This is a genomic window from Gordonia sp. NPDC127522 (genome assembly GCF_042672305.1).
GTDB classification, from domain to species: domain Bacteria; phylum Actinomycetota; class Actinomycetes; order Mycobacteriales; family Mycobacteriaceae; genus Gordonia; species Gordonia hongkongensis.
On record NZ_JBHXVK010000009.1, the window covers coordinates 41,027 to 56,104 of the forward strand.

Sequence of the window (15,078 nt, forward strand, 5' to 3'; positions counted from 1 at the left end):
CCGGTTGCGTCCGTCATGGTGTCACTGCCTTCTGGTCGTCGATGTCGGCCGACATCGATGTTTCGCCGCCGACGGCTCGGTCCGCAGGAGGGCAGACTCTCGTTGCTCGCAGAACTCATCGGGCTCACGGCGGGGAGGGTGCTGACCTGGGTGCGGTTGGGCAGGGACAGTCGGGCGAGTCCTGATCGGTTCCGACCCACCGGCCAGGTCTGCTAGTTTCTCGACGACGTGCCTTTCCAGGCGAACAGAACCGGTGGGTATCGATTGTGAACAAAGAACCGCGAGCCGGCGGCAAGGCGCCCGCGATGAGGCCGTCCGAGGCGCCGATCGAGGAAGTGCTCGACCGAGCAGTCGGTCCACGTCGGGACGAGGCCGATGAACTGGTCGCCCTGCTCGGTGAGATCTCCGGACACCGGCCCGTCGTCTGGGCCGGCCGTATGATCGGCTTCGGCGAGTACGAGTACCGCTACGCCAGCGGGCGTGGCGGTCGGGCGCCGGAACTCGCTTTCGCGCCCGGCCCGAAGAATTACACCATCTATCTGGTCAGCGACTTCGCCACGCAGTGGCCAGATCTCACCGACCGGCTGGGAAAGTGTCGCGTCGCCAAGTCGTGCCTCCACGTCACTCGGCTCCGAGATGTCGATCATGCAGTGCTGACAACGCTTCTCGAACGATCGTTGGCGCAGACACGCTCGTCCCACGGGGGTTGAGATCACCGCGGGTCCGGTATCCCGGTCAATCGAGATATCCGGTCTCGGGGTTGATGTTCGAGAGGAAATCCCTGATCGACTCGCGGTGGTCGCGAATCGTCGGCAGGGGGAGTGGCAGCGGGGCGGGCGGGAGCCCGTCGGCGCTCTGCCACGCGACTCGCGGCCCGCTGGAGCCGAAGCCGTACCCAGGGTTCGGGCCCGACGTCCACTTGCTCGAATACCCATCGTCGGCACGGATTGTGACTTGAAACAGTTCTCCGTCGACGACCAGATCGACCGGGCCGTCGGCCGGCGTCGGGCGCCAGTCATCGCTCTGTTGCGCAATCATTCGTGGGACGTCAGAGACTCACGACGACACTCGCACGGCAATTTCCCGCAGACGGGGGACGTGACTCCGAGTGGTGATCAGTCGCCGGGGAAGTGATCCGGCCCGATGGTCATCCGCGGCCACGGTGGTTGCCGCAGGACCGCAGCCGATCCCAGCGCGGCCGCGACGAGGCCGGTGATCACGCCGATGAGTGCCACCCGGCCCCCGTCGACTGCCGGGGACCAGGTCGTTGCGCCGTCGGTCACCGTGTACGCGCCGATGGCCACCGACCGGTCGCGGAACCCGCGGCGAGACACCAGGATCGTCGTGGTGCGTTCGTCGATGACGATCGGTTCTTCGAAGTACGTGCCGCGCCTTGAGGTGGATTCGTTGTTCGACATCAGTTCTCCTTGCGTTCGGCGGGTGATCACGAGGTGGAGGTGCCGTGTGGCCCGGGGCCGATTGTCGTCACGAGTCCAGATTGGCGCGCCGCCACTGTGACGGGGTCACCCCGAACGCGGCTCGGAACCGCTTGGTGAAATGCGTTGGGTCGCTGAACCCATGAGCACGGGCGATGGCCGGGACGGTCAGATATCGACGGGTGATCATGGCGTCGCGTGCACGGTCGAGTCGGCGTCGGATGATGTGATCCGTGAGCCGGCCGTCGGAACTGGGCCAGTCGGCGTACAACTTTCGGGTCGACACGTTGTGGGCCGCGGCGATCGTATCGGCCGACAGGTCGGTGTCGGTCAGGTGCTCGTCGATGTAGGCCTTCACCCGAACGATCAGGTCATCGACCGGATCGCGTGCTTCGGTCTGCGCCGACGTGAGCAGCAGCGAGCGCACTATGTCGGTACTCGCGGACGCCAACTCCGGCAGGACCCCCGGGTGGTGTTCGGCTATACGCCCGAGGTGGACGAGGTGATTGCGGACGAACATGGTGAGCGGATTGGAGTCGTCCAGGTTTCTGATCCCGAGGCGGACGGTCTCGGCCGGAAGAATGAGCCACGACTGTGGGAGGTGAAGCGCGACAATCGTCCCCGGTTCGCGGGTTCGGAAGTCGAATGACGTCGACTGATCGACGACCGCGAGTTCGGTCCTGCGCCGGGAATCCTCCGTGGTCCCGAGCCGAAGATGCCACGAGTCCCCACCTGGAACGGCGACGAAGAGTCGTGGCGCCACTGGTGCACCGCCGCGTTCACCGGCACCCGTTGCCGACACCCCGTGATGTCGGACCGACATCAGCCACATCTCGTCGCCCATCGGCCATGATCGGACGACCGGAGCGTGGTTAGCGTTGGAGCCGTGCGCCGAGAGGGTGATCGCGTGTGCGCGCACGGATCAGTCGTCCGAGTCGAGGGCGAGCCGACGCCAGGCGCGCGGCGTCATCCCGTACACCTCGCGGAACCGGCGGCTGACGAACGACGGGTTGACGAGTCCCCAGCGGCGTGCGACCTGCGCGACCGATTGGTGTCGGCTCGCCGACCGGGCGAGTTCGTCGCGGACACCCTCGAGCCGGGACGCGAGGATCCACTGTTCGAGACTGATGTCGGCATCGGCGCAGAGCCGGAACAGCTTTCGTACGGAGATGTCGTGAGCGTCGGCGATCATCCCCGCAGACAGTTCCGGATCGCCCAGGTGACGCCGCACGTAGCCACGAATCCGGGAGAGCAGGACGTCATCTATCGCCGCGCGGCCGTAATCGAGATCGTAGGCGGATGCGAGCAGAGCCCGCGTCAACTCGATGGTGGCAGTTCCGACCGCATCTGCCGCGACGTCATCGGCGGACAGTCGATCTCCGTCGTCGGTCATCTCGTTGATGTGACTGCGCAGCAACGAATACAACGGACTCGCCGGCAGACGACGCGACGCTCCGCGGATGACCTCTTTCGACAATCCCAGGTCTTCCAGCGGCACGTAGAGCGCCCTCGATGCCCCACGGCCACTCCATGCATAGCCGTACGACGTGTTCATGTCGTTGATCATCAGGTCGCCCTTCTGCACGAGGCGTTGCTCGCCGTACATCTCGTGGCGCCCGACGCTGCGCTCCTGCACGGCGACGGCGAGGACGTCGGCGGGACTGGCCCGGACCTGTTCCATGGAGCGCACGAGTCGCATTCCTCCCATCTGCGCCCGGAAGATGCTCGCGCGGCCATATGAGAACACCTCGATGACGGCGTCGTCGGCGGTCGGCTCGTCGAGTGCGACGGTCGTAGGCCAGGACTGCTCGAGAAAGGCCGCGCGCGTGAATTCCTCACGGTCGGCCTCCGCCAGGTCGGCGGAACGATAGACGATCCCCATGTCCCTCCTCAGCGCCGTCGACTATCGCGACCACAGCGTCGTGAGCAGGAAGGATAACGTGAATCGATCAGCATTCATGGCGGATCTCCCACCATGTGCGCGGGGTGAGCCCATATAGGTCGCGAAATGATGCTTCGAAGGTGGCGAGGTCGGCGAAACCGTGAGCGCGGGCAAAAGCGGCGTCGGGTCCGGTTCGGCGTCGGCGGAGATCCGTGTGAGCTCGATGGAGACGTTTCGCGGTGATCCATCGCGGCACGTCCACCCCTGCTAGCGCGGCGAGGCGGGTGACCTCGCTCACCGGCATCTCTTCGTCGGCAACTCACCGGCGAGCCGTTCCGCGTCACCGAGGCCGCCTCGGTTACCACGGCGCCATCGGGCCGCGATGCTGCCGACCATCTCGACAATCGCGGGCGGCACCAGTGGCACCGGTCGGGTGATCATGGCGGGGTCACGCCGGTGAGCCGCTTGGAAACGCACGCATGCCCCAGAGAAAGAATCTGGAGCGGCTTCACCCAACGCCCATCTGGTCGCTTCGGAGATGAAATTGTCGAATTGGTCGCGCCGTACCGGGGCGCTGCGCCGAATTGAATCCGCGTCGGCGACATCGATGTCGTACAGCAATCGTTCGACCACGCGACCCTCGACACCCAGGATGTACACCGCGTCGAACTTACCCAGAACAGGTGAATGGACTCCTGTGCTGCCGGCGTTGATCGGTGTGCCGTGGGCGATCGTCGACTCGATTGCTTCGTCCGGCTCCGAACGTCTTCTGATGTCTACCGGCAGCCGTGAAGCGACATCTCGGCAAGTGCCGCCAGTCCCGAAAGCCCTCGCAGATCATGATCCGGACGTTGCGCAGGACGGCCTTCGCCAAAGCCACAGTCGCCAAATGGCCGCGCCGAGGATCGGAACGATCCATACGATGCACAACCACATCATGCTGCGCTGCGGGCCGAGGTGACGACTGGCGACATCGACGGTTGCGAACATCGACAGGGTGAGCCACACGGAGAACAGGACGAGCGCAGCGAAAGCGATGTAGAAGGGTCGATTGAACTCTGCGCTGCATGCCGCGTCGCGCGCACATTCGGACAGTCCGGCCTCGGAGAGCAGCACCACTACAAACTACTCGTCCGCAACTCCGGTCAGCCGACAGTGCTAGTCCGTGTCGGTGCAACGCTCAGACGTGCAGTGATTCGACAGATCAGGTCTGGGCCCCGACGGGCCGGCCATTGTTTTGCGACGATGATTCGATGGTGCAGATCACGTTGGACTACGACAAGCAGGTATCACCGGGGTGGCGACGATTCTCGCGAGGCCACGAGCGGGCGCGGGAACTGCCCAGTCAGGCCGAATCGTGAGACGCCCCGCGACGTCCTCATCATTGTGGTCGACGCTGCGCGTTCGCACCACGTTCCGAAATGGCATGCCGACGACCGAATTGCGCACAAACCTGCCACCCGAAGCGGTATGGGCAACCATCACCGATGTGAACGCCTGGCCGGAATGGGGGCCAACAGTTTTCGGGGCACGTATGGACGGCGACGTCGAGTTGATGTTTGGGACACGCGGAACGATCACGACTGTCGCGGGGGTTCCGGTGCCGTTCGAGATCACCGAGTTCGTCGACGGACGATTGTGGGCCTGGAAGGTGGCAGGGGTGAATGCGACGCGCCACGAGGTGATCCCGGTGGCGGGTGGCTGCATTCTCAGCTTCGGTGCGCCGGTCTGGGCGGTGGCGTATCTGCCTGTACTGGCCATTGCGTTGCCGCGGATCGAACGGATCGCATCAGGTCTCGGAAGCTGACCTCGAAAGACGCCGCTGCGTCGGCGATGTGATCACACCAGCCCGCCGCGTCAGTCGATCGCCGCTGCCGGCGGCCCAAGGCGTCGCGCTGAACGAAGATACCGACAACGACACCGACGATTGTCAAGAGCACGACCAGGGCTATCCCCGGAATCACATACCCGATCCCGTCGGGGCAGACCCACACCTGCTGCCCATCGATCGTGGTCGGGGAACAGCCCAGGTGCAGTAAGGACTCGGACAGATAGATCAGCGGCCACGCCAAAGCGACCGCCGTCGGTACCGCGACCGCAACACTGACCAGGAGGATTCCGATCAGTGTCGACAGTGAGCGCAGAAGCCGCGAGTCCGTCATCGCCTCACTGTACGAGCGACCGTCGCCCAATATCAGTGCCCCGGACTGACGCCATCATGAGAGCGGTCCACTGGGTGTCACGGCCGCCCACCGGCCACCGTTGGGTGGTAGGTCTTTCCACCCGCGGGAGTGGGCACGGTCGCAGATGATGCGTTCGCATCGTGGCCGATCGGCGGGAGAGGTGTGCCATCGTTCGACGGCGGCGGCGATTGTGGGGAGCACGGTCACGTGTGGACCCATCGTTGGGTGGCGGGATTCCGCGGCGTATATGTCGCTCCAGATATGACCCCCTACGACGGGGTGGACAAAACCATCACCGATTCGGGCCGACATCATCTTGGTGTAGGCGCGCGTGCCCGCTGCATGGACTCCGTCGCCGTGGTCGCCGCCGAGGGCGAACATCAACTCTTCACCGAGCTGCTGCTGGCGAACGGTTGTGATCGAATGCCCTTCGATGACCGGCTCGCCGGGTTCTCGGCGGCGAAATCCGGACATGATGTCGGCGACCGTGGCGGCGATCTCCGGTGGGATCAGCGGTGGGACAGGATTCGCCGGCTCGTCACTGGTGAGGGCGAGGTACCGAAGGCTCTCTCCGACGAACGTGTCCCAGGTTCCCTCCACGATTGAGTACTGGGTGGCGGAATAGATGAAATGGTCGAATACGTCACGGGCAAACGGGACGCTCCGGCGTAGCAGGTCGACCTGGGCGAGAGGTACAGCACGATGCAAGCGGGATTCGAGGAGACGGTCCTCGTGGTACAGACTCACTTTGGTCCTCATGCACTCGGCAAACCGACGGACGACGCCGTCGGGCATGAGGTCACCTGTCACCAGTAGAACACGGAAACCACCAGGATGTGATCGGTCAGCCTGCACGTCTTCAGAGCTGGACAGCAGTTTCTGGCCAACCGGCCAATACAGCCTGACGTATTACTCTGCACGACAAACGTTCTCGTGGTGGACGCTGTTGGTGTAAAGGTGATAGTCGAGGTTCGAGATGTGCATTTGAGACCCACCCGGTAGGGGAGACACGCCACCCGAATAGCCGGCCTAGATCGCGAGGTAGCAGTCGTCGGAGCTGCGCGTCGCCACAGCCAGGGCTCTGTACGTCCGGGCAACGATGGCGTGGTCGCCGCCTGCGTAGAAGGGGGGAACGCCGCCGCATGGCTCCATTCGTGCAGCGCGTGCTACCGTACTGAAACAGTCGTTTCAGTGAGCTTATTCGGAGGTCGCGATGAGCGTCGATTTCGCCAGGCGAGCGGGTTATGAGCGGATGGAACTCTGGACGGTCGACTCCCTGACTTCGGCTCGTCGCGTCTATATTGACGCCGGATTCGCGCTGGACACCGAGTCGTCGAGCCGCCTGTTCGGAAAAGATCTGGTCGAACAGACCTGGTCACGAACTCTGTGAGCGCGCCTCGGCCTGAGCTGGCGACAGGCTCTGCCCGTCGAGTCCAGCTCCTCGACGCCGCATACGCCTACATCGTCGACAACGGGGCAGCGGCCCTGTCGCTACGACCGTTGGCGACCGCGATCGGGTCCAGTCCGCGCGTGCTGCTGTACTTGTTCGGCAGCAAGGATGGACTCATCGAGGCACTGCTGCAGCACGCTCGCGCCGACCAGATGGAATCGATAGCGGGGCGTGTAGTCGTCGCGAAACAGCCTGCTGTAGGCGATATCTTCGCTGTTGCACGAGCGGTGTGGGAATGGCTGTCCACGCCTTCGCAACGACCGGTACTGGCATTGTGGGTCGAGGCGTACGGTCGAGCGCTCACCGACCCCGACGGCCCGTGGAGCCTGTTCGCGCAGGGGACTGTCGACGACTGGCTGACGATGCTCGCCGAGGCGCAACCGATAGGCGTCCGGCACACGTCGACGGCCGAAAGTGAACGGACGGCTGTTCTCGCCGTCCTCCGTGGCGGTCTCCTCGACCTGCTGGCAACCGGCGACGTCCGACGAACCACGACCGCTGTCCACATGGCTCTGGACTCTCTGGCTGAGCGAGTCGTGCCCAAGGGCCCGCAGTAGTGGATGATCGGCGCGGGTTGTTACATCAGATGGGTGTGTAACCATCTACTTGACATAATGCATCTTATCGGCACCGCGGCCGGGTGGGTGCATGTCACAGCGCGTGGCGTTCTTGGCTCCAAGAACTCGCGGGTCGCTGTGTCCCGTCTCCGGCTACGTGGCCGTTTTTATCAACCGTCCAGGCCGCTGTCTGTTCCGACCGCACCGCGCCGTCCGCTCGAGCCAACGAGTACGTCGTGGCAAATGAGACGCCCCGGTCGTTCAGCGATGTGCGGCGGGCGTCGACCGGAGCCGGTGCTGAGTTCGCGGTCGGCGGCGCCCCTTCCTCGTACCGGCCTGCGTAAGCACGCGCTGGCGGCAATATGTCACGTGACGAATCATGCTTTCAATGGCTCAATGGCCGCCGGAACCTTCATCGCAGCGATGACACCTATAGCGCTCGTTGCATACTCACCGTTGGGCTAACGCTTCTCGAGAACGCGACGAATCACATGTGCTCCAGGTGACCGACTGATCGCCGGCGCTCGCCCACTTCTCCGGTCGCCGATTACCCTTAGATCGCCTAACATTCGTACGACTCGAGGGTTTACACTGCGCGACTGCTCTGTGGTCGGCGCCCCTCGCGTGACAATGCGGTTGGGACAAGGGGGGGCGAATAGCTGATGCGCGATATGTCGAGGCGAGGCTTCTTCGGGGTTGCTGGTGTCTGCATGGTGGGCGCGGCGGGCCTCGTGACGACCCAATCCGCCTCTGCAGCGCCACTTCCCGGAAACAACTCGATACCCGTCGATCCGACGATCTGGCGCGAGCGCGGCGAACCGTTGGTACGCGCAACGGGAGTCGGTATCCTCGCGGGCAAATCCATTGCAGTGAAGGATCTCTACGCGATCCAAGGTCATCGCGTGGGTGCAGGCAACGAGGAGTGGCTGAGGCGGTCACGGCCTGAGCGGAGTACGGCACCCTCGGTCGCCGCATTGCTCGCCGCCGGTGCTTCGATCGCCGGTATCAGTCGCACCGACGAATTCGCTTACAGCCTGGCCGGCACGAACGGGCACTACGGATCTCCGCCGAATCCCAAAGCGCCGGACAGGGTTCCAGGAGGGTCATCGTCGGGGTCGGCGAGTGCTGTCGCCCTGGGCCAAGCGACCATCGGGCTGGGTACCGACACCGGCGGTTCGATCCGTATCCCGTCGTCCTACCAGGGTCTGTACGGGATCCGGACCACCCACGGCTCCGTATCCCGTGACGGCTTGCTCCCGCTCGCCCCGTCATTCGACACCGTGGGATGGATGACCCGATCGCGCGCCGATCTAATCGCCACCACAGGCGTTCTCGTGCCCGGTCTTCCCGCTTCAGTGGACCTCTCGCTGATTTACTCGGAGGACATCATCCAGCTCGCGAGTCCTGATGTGGCCGCGGCTATTCGCGCCGGGATCAGACAACTGGGTGCTCAGGTGCCGCTACGCAAGATCGCATTTGATACCGGTGTCCTGCCGCTGTGGGTCAAGGCTTTTCAGGCTCGCCAGGGATGGGAGGCGTGGCAAGCACACGGGGCCTGGGTTTCGCGACATTGGGATTCCCTCAATTCCGATGTGCGCTCGAGGTTCGAGACGGCATCGAAGGTCACCTCAGCAGACCTCGCCGTGGCCGACAGGGTTCTCACCACGGCGCGCGGCCGGATCAACGATTCGCTCGGTGATGCCATCCTTCTCCTGCCGTCGGCATCGTCGACCGCTCCCACGCGAACGAGCGCGGCCCTCGGAGGGTCTGTCATCGAAGACACTCGAGCACGGACATTCCAACTGACGTGCCTTGCCGGCATCACCGGCCGTCCTGCGGTGAGCAGTCCGTTGCCGGTGTCCGGCCCGCCGGTGGGTCTGTGTGCAGTCGGACCGCGCGGGTCGGACGTCACCCTGGCGTCGCTTCCCGTCGCCTGATTGTAGGGAGATCGCTGGGTACGGAGGGCTCGGTCGCGGTTGGGCTAGGCAACTGGTCGCCTCATCGAATTGTGTAGACCAGTCCCAGACCCTCGTCAGCGAGGGCGACCATGAATTCCTGCGTCCGGCGGAGAAACTCATTGGCGTAGTCTGCGCTCGAGTACGGCACTGCCTCGATGATGTCGGTCTCGGCGATCGGCTCGACCATGACAATGTCTTCCGTAACCTCTTTGGCCACGTCGGAAGGTAGTACGTGAACGAACCCGACGTGACCACCGTACTGGCCCACTGGGGTTGCGTTTCCTTTGACGAGCTCCAGAGAGACATAAAGGGAGAGTTGTTCCATGCCTCACAACCAGTCACGCTCACGGTCCGAGCGGTCGCCGATAGCGGACAAGGTCGTGCAGACCACCGCGGAAGCCATCCGCGCGGCGCGCGCCCACGACTCCGAGGAGTTCGGTGCCGCGACCGACCTTCTCGCGTTGCACCCCGAGTCGCGGGAAGTGCATGCGCTCATGCTGCGCGAACTTCTCGAGACCGTGTTCCCAGATGGGCTGACCGGCGATGATGTGTCCGAGGTGATGACCAGCACCAGCCGTGCCGCCGCCTCATGGACTCCCGCCGTCAGCCCCGCAGCGGTAGCCCTCGTGCTGACCGGCGCGTTGGGAGTGGGCGACACCGCCGACGCCGATGCGCTGCCGTCCGCTGGCCTACCGGATGCGGAGACCACCGCCGCTGCCCTGGTGGTCATCGCCGACCTCACGGCACGTGTCGAGGTCGACCCGATGGAGTACGTGACCCGGGCTGTGGACGAGATTCGTCGCGCCCAGACGATGGAGATGCCTTGATCGGTGGTCGCACGGTGACCGCGATCCGCCGGTCGCCTTGGACGACGGCTTCGCGCGTGACCGACTGCGAGCGCCCGGCGAGGTCGAACCCATCTGCCGGCAACTGCGAACCTCGACTAGATGACCCGTGCTGTCATTCGCTCGCGACGCGTATGACGACCTTGCCGCGCACGTGACCGGACTGGCTCCGCTCGTGCGCGTCGGAGGCATCAGCGAGATCGAACACTTCGGCGATCTCCGGCGTGAGATCGCCTGCGTCGGCGAGTCGGGCGAGTTCAGCAAGATCCGCGGCGTCGGGACGCACCCACACGTAGTGGCCGGCGAACTCGTCGCGCGCCCGCGCGTCGGTGATCGAGGCGACCGTGCCGCCGGCGCGCAACACGTGCTCGACCGAGTCGAGTGCGTCGCCGCCCACGTAGTCGAGGATGACGTCGACACCCTGCGGCTCGAGTGCTCGTACTCGGTCGGCGAGGCCCTCGCCATACGTCGTGGGCTCGGCGCCCAGACTGCGGAGATAGTCGTGGTTCGACTCCGAGGCCGTCCCGATCACGCGTGCGCCCAGGGACCGGGCGATCTGCACGGCGAACGATCCGACTCCGCCCGCGGCGGCGTGAACCAGCACGGTGTTTCCGGACTGAACTCCTGCCCGGCGGATGGTCTGCAGAGCGGTGAGACCGGCCAGCGGGAGCGCTGCAGCCTCTTCGAACGACCAGTTCGACGGCTTGTGTGCCAGGGTGCGCACCGGAGCGGCGACGAACTCGGCGAACGTCCCGCCCGCCACTTCCCCACCGACGACGTCCTTGCGGACGTAACCGAACACTTCGTCGCCGACCTGGAACTCAGGTGTGTCCAGGCCGACCTGCTCGACCACTCCCGCGACGTCCCAGCCCGGGACCACCGGGAAGACGGTGTCCATGATCTCGGCGAGATAGCCCTCGCGAACCTTCCAGTCCACGGGATTCACACTGGAGGCGCGGACGCGCACCAGCACGGAGTCGGGTCCGACCTTGGGCGTGGGCAGGTCGGTCAGTTCCAGGACGTCGGGACCGCCGAATCGGTCATAAGTGATTGCTCGCATGGTGGCACCAACGGGTCGCTACACGGAATGATTCCAACAGCTCTGCGATGCCCGCCGACGTCCCATCGTCGTGATGCGTACCGAACGCGTTGTTATCCGGCAGGCCGGGACGTGGTCCATCGCGGGAACAACCAGCGCAATCCCGGCCCGAGCCTGCTTGACTAAGCCCGGTCGCAGAATGAAAAACATTGTGCCGTAGTGTTTTCACCCGTGAATTTCGCTGCTGCCGACGCCACCGTGACCGACTCCACTACCCACGCCTGCGTGTGGTGCTCATCCGGCGACGACATCGCCGAACTCCGCGGCGAACCGCGGTGCGGGCGCTGCCGCGCGGCAGAACAGACCATAGCGGCGGCCCGCGAGTTCGTGGGCTTCTATGGTCTGCGCCCCTTGGGCGCGTCGATGACGTCGGACGACGACGAAGAACGCGAGCACCGGGTGGCGGCCCGTGACGCCTGGGCAGTGCTGAATCGGACCCGCACACAGCCCCCAGTGCGCGTCCGGTCCGGCCAGCGCGGTGTGACACGGTCCGCGTCCCCCACCACGAACAAAGACGGCAGCAGAACTGCTCGCAAAGCCACGAACGTCGGGTCCGGAAGCGCCCGGCCTGCGGACGTCTCCCGACCCGACCATGAGGAGCTCATGAGCCGCGCGCAGTCCTTGCTGGCGCAGCTCGCCGAGATCGAGGAACGGCTGGCAGTCGCGCAGACGGACTCCGGCCTGAGCGGCAAGGCCAAGGCGAGCGACTTGACCGCCAAGCGCGATTCGGTGCTGCGTACGCTCGCCGCTCTGGAAAAGGCCAAGCGGGCCCTGGAGCCGGCCTGATTCTCCGGGAAAGGACGGTTGTGATCCGAAAGGCGATCAACCGTCACCCGATCCTCCTCACGGAGTAGCGAACGGGGATTGTGCGGTCCACAGCGATTCCACTGTCACCGTGACAGCGACACGATCAGGACGAGGATGAGCAGCTTCAGGACCCAATCTCCGAGGTGTACAGCTGCCGCGGACAGAGCCGTTCCCTCGTGGAAGACCGCGCCCGCGAACAGTACCAACGGGATGAGGAACAGCCCCGCGGCAAGCAGAAGTGCACCGGTGACATCCGGATCGAGTTGCGCGACCAGACCGGCGACGAGGAGTACGAGCAGAGCGTTGCGGAGAGTTCGACAACCGGCGTCGCCCAGGCGGGTCGATGTACTTCCGCCGCGGCGGGCGCGCCCACGACGCCGTAGTACATACCGCTCACCAGGAACGCGGCGACCGCTGCGGCCACGCACGCCAGTACGTTCACGCTGCCCAATGTCTCATCCGATCGGTGGTAGGTGCAGGGTCTGACACCACCCCGATACAAAACTCATCGGCAGCGGACGTATTTTCTCGACCGAACGCATACGCGAGCGGTGTGTTCTCAGTCGGCGGACACGCCGGCGAAGAAGGTCCGGATGGCGACATCGGCGGCGCGGCGGCGCGACATCTCCCCGCCGCTGATCGACACCGCGCCGACGAAGCAGAGTGAATAGAACACCCCCACCAGCCATCTCGTTTCGAGATCAGCGGCGATGGCACCGTCTTTCTGGGCCCGGGTGAGGATCTCGGGGAGCATCTGGTCTTCGTCCTCAGACCATTCCGGGTTGCCCTCGAATCGGTTCGGGTCGGAGAACAGGAACATGATGATCTCGCCGATGCCGATGATGACGCGCATCAACGACTCCAGTTCTGCGCGAGCCGATTCGCAGCCGTCCACCGCTTCCTTCGACTGTCGGTCGAGGATGGTGCTCGCCTCCATCAGGGCGGCATCGATCAGTGACTGGCGGTCGGGGAAATGGCGGTGCAGTGTGCCATCGTAGAGCTTGCATGTTCCGCTCGGGAGGGGTCACACCATGACGACTTCGACAACCGCGGCCGATCCCGGGCAGACCCCGGATATGCCGATGCGCGCCAAACTCGCGATCCTCTGGGACTACATGCGTCCGTACCGGGGCGTCCTTGCCGTGGGCGTCGTCCTCGGGTTGCTCGGCACCGCTGCCGAACTCGCGACCCCGCTGGTCACGAAATGGGTGCTCGACGGTCTCGCCGTGTCGGAATCCCTGGCGGCGCCGATCACCGTGCTGGCCGTGTTGCTCGTCGCCGGGTCGGTGATCGGTCTGATCCAGACGATCATGCTGGGGACCCTGGCCGAACGCATCATCCTCGCCACCCGTACCGGACTGATCGGTCACCTGCTCCGCGTCGAGGTCCCCGAGCTCGCTCGTAGGTCGAGCGGCGAGATGGTCGCGCGCGTCACCTCCGACACCCTGCTCATCCGCGAAGCGACGACGTCGAGCATCGTCAACGGTGTCAACGGTTTCGTCGGAATGATCGGCGCGCTGGTACTCATGGCGTTTCTGGACCTCCCGCTGTTCGCGACCACGATGGTCGTCATGGTCATGGTCGGGATCGCCACCGCCGTGCTGATGCCGGGACTGGCGAAGGCGCAGCAGGATGCGCAGGCCGAGATCGGTTTCCTGGGTGGCCGATTGGAGGGGATCCTTCGATCGATCCGCACCGTGAAGGCGAGTCGGGCCGAGGCGCGGGAATCCGACCGGATCGGAGAGTTCGCGCACCGGTCGGCGAGCAAGGGAATCCGGGCCGTGCGGATCGAAGCATGGGCCTGGACGATCACCGGGTCCGGAATCAATCTGGCGGTGATGGTCGTCCTGGCGTTCGGGGCCTGGCGCGTCGCCGACGGTTCGATGGCCGTCAGTACTCTGATCGCCTTCCTGCTCTACGGATTCCAACTGATGATGCCGGTCTCGTTGCTCACCCAGAGCGTCACGGCGTTACAGTCGGGATTGGCCGCGGCTGCGCGGATCTCCGAGATCTCCGACCTGCGAACCGAATCCGACGACGAAGTGGCGGCGAATAGCACGCCGGTTCATGTCGATCGGACCGTGTCGGCACTCGAACTGCACGACGTGGTGTACCGCTACGCACCAGACTCCCCCGCTGCGCTCAACGGCATAGACCTGACCATCCCGCGCCGTGGACACACTGCCATCGTCGGACCGTCGGGTGCCGGGAAGACGACCATCTTCTCCCTCTTCCTGAAGTTCCTACGACCGGATCGCGGCGAGATCGTGCTCGACGGCCGACCGCTCGACCAGTGGACACTCCACGACCTGCGAGCACGCATCGCCTACGTGGAGCAGGACACGCCCCTGGTCCCCGGAACGGTCCGCGACAACCTCGTCTACGCGGCGCCCGAGGCGACAGACGACGAGGTGTGGCGCGCCCTGTCGGCCGTACGGATGGATGAGCGTGTCCGTTCCATGCCCGACGGCCTACTCACCGACGTGACCACGTCAACGCTGTCGGGCGGGGAACGGCAACGCATCGCGCTCGCCCGCGCGCTGGTCGTCGACCCGGAACTCCTCCTGCTCGACGAGGTGACCGCGCAACTCGACGGATTGACCGAGGCGGCCGTGGCCGAGGGCATCCGTCGACAGGCCACTCGCGGAGCCGTCGTCACCATCGCGCATCGGCTCTCGACGATCATGGACGCCGACCAGATCGTCGTCCTCGAAGCCGGTCGGGTGCGGGCGGTCGGCAACCATCGGAGCCTCCTCGCCACCGATGAGCTCTATCGAGAACTGGTGGCCGCCATGCGTATCGACACCGACGTGGATGCTGCCGAGCTGAGTTGATCCGACACCCGCCACCCGGCACAGGCC

At 65.0% G+C, this 15,078-nt stretch carries 19 protein-coding genes; 8 read left to right on the top strand and 11 right to left on the bottom strand.

Features of this window, described 5'->3' with window-relative positions; all coding sequences use genetic code 11:
• Nucleotides 1–305 precede the first annotated feature (305 nt).
• Nucleotides 306–710 carry a DUF1801 domain-containing protein gene (locus ACFVHY_RS15490; RefSeq protein WP_390273329.1) on the top strand — a complete coding sequence of 135 codons (405 nt, stop codon included), beginning with the start codon at nt 306–308 and terminating at the stop codon, nt 708–710.
• A 25-nt stretch (nt 711–735) separates the two neighbouring features.
• Here ACFVHY_RS15490 and ACFVHY_RS15495 read toward each other — a convergent pair whose 3' ends face one another.
• From ACFVHY_RS15495 to ACFVHY_RS15520, 6 genes are all read right to left on the bottom strand, one after another.
• On the bottom strand, nt 736–1,038 hold the full coding sequence (locus ACFVHY_RS15495; RefSeq protein ID WP_390273332.1) for a hypothetical protein: 303 nt from the start codon (nt 1,036–1,038) through the stop codon (nt 736–738).
• 77 nt (nt 1,039–1,115) lie between these two features.
• Nucleotides 1,116–1,418: a hypothetical protein gene (locus ACFVHY_RS15500; RefSeq protein ID WP_390273335.1), complete on the bottom strand. Its 303-nt coding sequence runs from the start codon at nt 1,416–1,418 to the stop codon at nt 1,116–1,118.
• A gap of 67 nt (nt 1,419–1,485) precedes the next feature.
• Nucleotides 1,486–2,280 carry a helix-turn-helix domain-containing protein gene (locus tag ACFVHY_RS15505; protein ID WP_390273338.1) on the bottom strand — a complete coding sequence of 265 codons (795 nt, stop codon included), beginning with the start codon at nt 2,278–2,280 and terminating at the stop codon, nt 1,486–1,488.
• Nucleotides 2,281–2,358: 78 nt separating this feature from the next.
• Complete coding sequence (locus ACFVHY_RS15510) at nt 2,359–3,318, bottom strand: helix-turn-helix domain-containing protein (protein ID WP_390273341.1); 960 nt, start codon at nt 3,316–3,318, stop codon at nt 2,359–2,361.
• 67 nt (nt 3,319–3,385) lie between these two features.
• Entirely contained in the window at nt 3,386–3,622 is a 237-nt protein-coding gene (locus tag ACFVHY_RS15515) for a helix-turn-helix domain-containing protein (RefSeq protein ID WP_390273343.1), read from the bottom strand.
• A 533-nt stretch (nt 3,623–4,155) separates the two neighbouring features.
• A complete protein-coding gene (locus tag ACFVHY_RS15520) occupies nt 4,156–4,434 on the bottom strand; it encodes a hypothetical protein (protein ID WP_390273345.1) in 279 nt (92 codons plus the stop codon).
• 310 nt (nt 4,435–4,744) lie between these two features.
• Here ACFVHY_RS15520 and ACFVHY_RS15525 point away from each other — a divergent pair, with 310 nt between their 5' ends.
• Complete coding sequence (locus ACFVHY_RS15525; RefSeq protein ID WP_390273348.1) at nt 4,745–5,125, top strand: SRPBCC family protein; 381 nt, start codon at nt 4,745–4,747, stop codon at nt 5,123–5,125.
• A 409-nt stretch (nt 5,126–5,534) separates the two neighbouring features.
• Here the strand turns inward: ACFVHY_RS15525 and ACFVHY_RS15530 are convergent, their stop codons facing one another.
• Complete coding sequence (locus tag ACFVHY_RS15530) at nt 5,535–6,296, bottom strand: hypothetical protein (protein ID WP_390273351.1); 762 nt, start codon at nt 6,294–6,296, stop codon at nt 5,535–5,537.
• A 418-nt stretch (nt 6,297–6,714) separates the two neighbouring features.
• Here ACFVHY_RS15530 and ACFVHY_RS15535 point away from each other — a divergent pair, with 418 nt between their 5' ends.
• The 3 genes from ACFVHY_RS15535 to ACFVHY_RS15545 all read left to right on the top strand — a co-directional run bounded on the left by ACFVHY_RS15535 (nt 6,715) and on the right by ACFVHY_RS15545 (nt 9,445).
• Complete coding sequence (locus ACFVHY_RS15535; RefSeq protein WP_390273353.1) at nt 6,715–6,891, top strand: hypothetical protein; 177 nt, start codon at nt 6,715–6,717, stop codon at nt 6,889–6,891.
• A complete protein-coding gene (locus ACFVHY_RS15540; protein WP_390273356.1) occupies nt 6,888–7,508 on the top strand; it encodes a TetR family transcriptional regulator in 621 nt (206 codons plus the stop codon). Before ACFVHY_RS15535 ends, ACFVHY_RS15540 begins: the two co-directional genes overlap by 4 nt.
• 731 nt (nt 7,509–8,239) lie before the next feature.
• Nucleotides 8,240–9,445: an amidase family protein gene (locus ACFVHY_RS15545; protein ID WP_390273358.1), complete on the top strand. Its 1,206-nt coding sequence runs from the start codon at nt 8,240–8,242 to the stop codon at nt 9,443–9,445.
• A 61-nt stretch (nt 9,446–9,506) separates the two neighbouring features.
• Here the strand turns inward: ACFVHY_RS15545 and ACFVHY_RS15550 are convergent, their stop codons facing one another.
• Nucleotides 9,507–9,791 (bottom strand): hypothetical protein, encoded by a 285-nt coding sequence (locus ACFVHY_RS15550; protein ID WP_390273361.1) that lies wholly within the window; start codon nt 9,789–9,791, stop codon nt 9,507–9,509.
• Between ACFVHY_RS15550 and ACFVHY_RS15555 the strand changes: the two genes are divergently transcribed.
• Nucleotides 9,790–10,293, top strand: coding sequence for a hypothetical protein (locus ACFVHY_RS15555; RefSeq protein ID WP_390273363.1), 504 nt, complete (start codon nt 9,790–9,792; stop codon nt 10,291–10,293). The two genes, ACFVHY_RS15550 and ACFVHY_RS15555, sit on opposite strands and share 2 nt — an antisense overlap.
• 133 nt (nt 10,294–10,426) lie before the next feature.
• Here ACFVHY_RS15555 and ACFVHY_RS15560 read toward each other — a convergent pair whose 3' ends face one another.
• The gene (locus ACFVHY_RS15560) at nt 10,427–11,371 is read right to left on the bottom strand and encodes an NADP-dependent oxidoreductase (protein ID WP_390273365.1); all 945 of its coding nucleotides are present in this window, start codon (nt 11,369–11,371) and stop codon (nt 10,427–10,429) included.
• A gap of 237 nt (nt 11,372–11,608) precedes the next feature.
• On the opposite strand from ACFVHY_RS15560, the gene ACFVHY_RS15565 reads away from it, so the two are divergent.
• Entirely contained in the window at nt 11,609–12,196 is a 588-nt protein-coding gene (locus ACFVHY_RS15565; protein ID WP_390273568.1) for a hypothetical protein, read from the top strand.
• 104 nt (nt 12,197–12,300) lie between these two features.
• Here the strand turns inward: ACFVHY_RS15565 and ACFVHY_RS15570 are convergent, their stop codons facing one another.
• The gene (locus ACFVHY_RS15570; RefSeq protein ID WP_390273368.1) at nt 12,301–12,645 is read right to left on the bottom strand and encodes a hypothetical protein; all 345 of its coding nucleotides are present in this window, start codon (nt 12,643–12,645) and stop codon (nt 12,301–12,303) included.
• A 131-nt stretch (nt 12,646–12,776) separates the two neighbouring features.
• Nucleotides 12,777–13,154, bottom strand: coding sequence for a hypothetical protein (locus tag ACFVHY_RS15575; RefSeq protein ID WP_390273371.1), 378 nt, complete (start codon nt 13,152–13,154; stop codon nt 12,777–12,779).
• Nucleotides 13,155–13,248: 94 nt separating this feature from the next.
• Between ACFVHY_RS15575 and ACFVHY_RS15580 the strand changes: the two genes are divergently transcribed.
• Nucleotides 13,249–15,051, top strand: a complete 1,803-nt coding sequence (locus tag ACFVHY_RS15580; protein ID WP_390273374.1) for an ABC transporter ATP-binding protein — start codon at nt 13,249–13,251, stop codon at nt 15,049–15,051.
• Nucleotides 15,052–15,078 lie beyond the last annotated feature (27 nt).